This window comes from Microbacterium sp. Bi128 (genome assembly GCF_918698205.1).
Map to the genome: position 1 here is coordinate 1 of NZ_CAKKMM010000418.1, position 3,851 is coordinate 3,851.

Here is a 3,851-nt window from a genome sequence, read left to right on the forward strand (position 1 = left end):
GTGATGTTGCCGGCGTGCAGTTCGGGCCGGTGCGCGAGCTGTTCCTCAATGGATTCGTCGGTCTCGCTGAGCCAGTCCGTGGCGAAGACGACGTTGAGCGTGGTGACGATCGGTCCACGCAGGCAGGCCATCAGCTCGACCCATTCGCGGCCGATCTTGCGGTGCTTGGGGTTGTTGTAGGAGGGCTCGATCAGGTTCTGCGATCCGGTGAAGGCGATCTCGCCGTCGATCACCATGATCTTGCGGTGGTTGCGCAGGTCCGGTCGGCGCCACTGCCCCTGCAGCGGGTTGAGCGGCAGCATGGGCCGCCAGCGGATCTTGCTGGCCTTGAGCCGGGCGATCAGCTTGCGATAGCCCTTGATGCGAAGCGTGCCAAGGTGATCGAACAGGACACGGACCTCGACGCCGCGCTCGGCGGCCTCTTCCAGCGCGGTCAGCAGATCGTCCGTGACGTGGTCCGAGCTCATGATGTAGAACTCGGCGTTGACGAAGGACTTTGCGCCGCGGACCGCCGCGGCCATCGCCTTGATGGAGTCGGGGTAGCCGGGCAGCAGCTCCACTTGGTTACCGTCCACCATCGGCAGCGAGCCCAGCGTCTTGTTCAGTTCCGCGGCGGAAGCCACCCATTCGGGTCCGGCGTAGCGGCTTTCCAGCATCGCCAGTTCCGAGGTCCCGGCGCGCACTCGGGTATTGACCGCGTCCTGCTGCGCGCGGCGCTTGCGGGAGAGCCGGAAGTTGCCGAACAGCAGGAACAGGAGCAGGCCGATGGTCGGCACGATGAAGATGCCCAGCAGCCACGCCATCGCGGTGGTGGGCCGCCGGTTTCCGGGGATGATGCCCAGTGCCAGCACTCGGATGGCGAAGTCGATCACCGTCAAAATCAGAATCGCCCAGGACGGTAAAGTCTCCGCCAGCGGAAATGGCCACAGCACAGGCGAACCCCTCAACGTACAAGCCACGCGGAACAGTTCCGAACGGGCAGTGACCAAATCCTATCCCGGGACCACCGAGACTAAGCTTTAGCCATGACCACTCCTGCCCCTGTTCCCGCGCCCGCGACCGTTCTGGTCTTCCTCGACCCGGCGTTCGACGGCGGCCGCGTTGCCGACGCGTCGCAGCCGCAGCTGATGGCCACGGACCTGGGCGCCACCCGCGGCGACGGTGTTTTCGAATCCCTCCTGGCCGTCGGCGGCCGGCCCCGCAAGATCCAGGCACACCTGACCCGGCTGGCCGGCTCTGCCCGGCTTCTGGAGCTGGACATCCCCGCCGAGGATGCATGGCGACGGGCGGTGGAAACCGCCATCTGCGAGTTCCGCGGGCAGGAACCCGCCGCGGCTGCACCGGGCGGCGCGGCGCAGGACGAGGTGGTGGTGAAGCTGATTGTCACCCGCGGGCCGGAGGGCGCGGCTGCCCCCACGTGCTGGGTCCAGGCCTCCGCCCCGGCCGCCGCGGGACGGCGGCAGCGCGAGACCGGGATCGACGTCATCCTGCTCGACCGCGGCTACGACAGTGAAGTCGGCGAGCGCGCCCCGTGGCTCCTGCTCGGCGCCAAGACCCTTTCCTACGCCGTGAACATGGCGGCGCTGCGCTACGCCCACCGGCAGGGCGCCGACGACGTCATCTTCACGTCCGCGGACGGCCGGGTGCTGGAAGGTCCGACGTCGACCGTTCTGCTGGCCCACCTGGAAACCTCGGACGACGGCGCCGGCGGCGTCCGCACCATCCGGCGGCTCATCACGCCCCAGCTGGACAGCGGCATCCTGCCCGGCACGTCACAGGGCGCCCTGTTCACCGCCGCCAAGGCCGCCGGCTGGGAGCTGGGTTACGGCCCGCTGGAGCCGAAGGACCTGCTGGACGCCGACGCGGTCTGGCTGATCTCCAGCATCCGGCTGCTGGCCCCGGTGAACCACATCGACGGGCAGGAAATCGGCACCCCGGAACTCCGGCGCCAGCTCACGGCCGAACTCAACGCCCTCTTCGCGACCATCGAATAGCAACGCGGGGTCAGTTACGGCCCATCCCATGTCCCCGGATGGGCCGTAAGTGACCCCGCGTTGGTGTTGCGCTCACCCCAGGGCGTCCGCGGGCACTGCCGGGCACAGGCGGAACGAGGCCGGGTTGAACGCCGGGAGCATGAACGTTGCGAGCACGGCGTCGAGCATTTCCGGGGCCCAGGTGCTGTTCTCCCCCAGGGTCGCGCAGACACCCAGCACCACGGGCGTTCCGTCGGTGCGGCGGCGGATCTGGACCTGGACCGGCCCGGTCAGCCCGAGCGTGCGGACGGCGGCCAGGCCCAGCTTGCGCACATCCCCGGCCTGGTTCGCCGGCACCCTGCGGCTGACCTCGTCGCTGCCGGCGCGTCCATACGGAGTCCTGGTCTTCTCGAGGACCACCGCCACCGGCGCCATCGCGTTGCGTGCCGGGGTGCCGAACACCAGGCACACATAGTCGGCGCCCGGGATAAATTCCTGGACCAGTTGCCCCGCCGGCATGTTCTTCCAGCTAACGGAGTCGGTTCCGGCCAGCAGGTGGATCCCATGGGAGCCTTTGAAGACCCGCGGCTTGACCACCACGGGGCCGCTGAGGCCGGCGAGGGAAGCCGGCGCGGCGGCGAGGTCGCCCGGAACCGCGAACCGGGGCACCGGGATGCCGGCGGCTTGCAGCGCCCAGGTGGTGAATAGGTGGTCGTTGGCGAGGGCCACCGCGGCGGGGTCGGCCACGATGATCCGCACGTCCTGGGCGAATCCGGCGCGGGCCGCGGCCAGGACCGGGAGTTCCACGGTGAGGGTCGGAATGATGACGTTGATGGCTTCGCGGTCCACCACCCGGCGCAGGTCCAGGACCATGTCCGGGTTCGTCGCCGGCAGGAGCCTGACCGCGGCGGCGGGAGCCTCCCCGGCCTGGCGGGTGTCGGCACGGGCGTCGGAGCCGAGGTACGGGAGGCCCCGGGCTTCGAGCTGGGCCGCGACGGCCCGTCCGGCGGCGCTTGTAATCCCGGTAACGAGTATGCGCGGGCCCACGATTGCTCCATTCCGCCGTCACCGGCCGGACCGCGGCTGCGGCTCCGACCGTTCCAGCCACCGATTCCCAGACAGCTTGTTGATGGACAGACGAGTCGATTCCGGGACTGCTTGATTCACACATTGCTCGAATCACCTGCAGCTCCGGCCGACTCGTCGGACCTAATCCCCCCAGTAAACGGCGAAACGTCCCGGCAGACACGAGTGGGCTGTACCCGAAACTGGAGGCCGCCACTACTCGCCCGGGCCGCGGTCCGGTTACGGAACATGACGACGGCGGCGGTGCGGGCCGGCGTCGCAGGTGTTACGTTTTTGGGGAGTAATGAGAACCGGTGCCAAGCCCTGACTGGCCGGTCGGCAACCCTCCCTTTCGCGGCGGGGTGCCTCAGGTGAATACTCGGCAATCGAGAATTCGAGCTGCAAGCGTGAAAGAGGAGATCCGTCGTGACCGACACGTCAATACCCACAACAGCCGCACCCGGCACAGCACCCGGTACCGCACCCGGGGGCGAGGAGAGGCTGGCCTACCGCCTGTTCACCGGGGCGGATGACCGCGCCTTTTGCGAGCGGGTGTCAGCCGCCCTGGCCGAGGGCTACGTGCTGCATGGAAGCCCCGCCGCCAGCTTCAACGGAAGCACCGTGATCGTGGCGCAGGCGCTGGTCCTGCCGGCCGCGATTGCCAGTGCGGACGCCGCCGTGGCCAATGCGGTTGATGAGCTCGACGCCGACGAATTTGGCGCCGACGGGGCCTTCGCGGGCCACGCATGAGCTACGCCGGAGACCTCAGCCCGCAGGAGGCGTGGGCCAAGCTGGAGGCCGGAGCCATCCTGG

At 68.9% G+C, this 3,851-nt stretch carries 4 protein-coding genes and 1 riboswitch; of the genes, 2 read left to right on the forward strand and 2 right to left on the reverse strand.

Annotated features, from left to right (window positions below):
• Positions 1-932: phospholipase D-like domain-containing protein (locus LQV45_RS20180; protein WP_374208257.1), on the reverse strand; the 932-nt coding region annotated here is incomplete at its 3' end.
• 93 nt (positions 933-1,025) lie between these two features.
• Between LQV45_RS20180 and LQV45_RS20185 the strand changes: the two genes are divergently transcribed.
• A complete protein-coding gene (locus LQV45_RS20185; protein ID WP_230008541.1) occupies positions 1,026-1,994 on the forward strand; it encodes an aminodeoxychorismate lyase in 969 nt (322 codons plus the stop codon).
• A 72-nt stretch (positions 1,995-2,066) separates the two neighbouring features.
• Here the strand turns inward: LQV45_RS20185 and LQV45_RS20190 are convergent, their stop codons facing one another.
• Positions 2,067-3,020, reverse strand: a complete 954-nt coding sequence (locus LQV45_RS20190) for an ATP-grasp domain-containing protein (protein WP_230008542.1) — start codon at positions 3,018-3,020, stop codon at positions 2,067-2,069.
• Positions 3,021-3,338: 318 nt separating this feature from the next.
• Positions 3,339-3,452, forward strand: a riboswitch (SAM riboswitch).
• A gap of 27 nt (positions 3,453-3,479) precedes the next feature.
• On the opposite strand from LQV45_RS20190, the gene LQV45_RS20195 reads away from it, so the two are divergent.
• Positions 3,480-3,788 (forward strand): DUF1737 domain-containing protein, encoded by a 309-nt coding sequence (locus tag LQV45_RS20195; RefSeq protein WP_230008543.1) that lies wholly within the window; start codon positions 3,480-3,482, stop codon positions 3,786-3,788.
• Positions 3,789-3,851: the final 63 nt, after the last annotated feature.

What these genes read in the sequence shown, in the direction of transcription:
- LQV45_RS20185 (WP_230008541.1), top strand. Translation starts at nt 1,026, where the DNA reads ATGACCACTCCTGCCCCTGTTCCCGCGCCCGCGACCGTTCTGGTCTTC.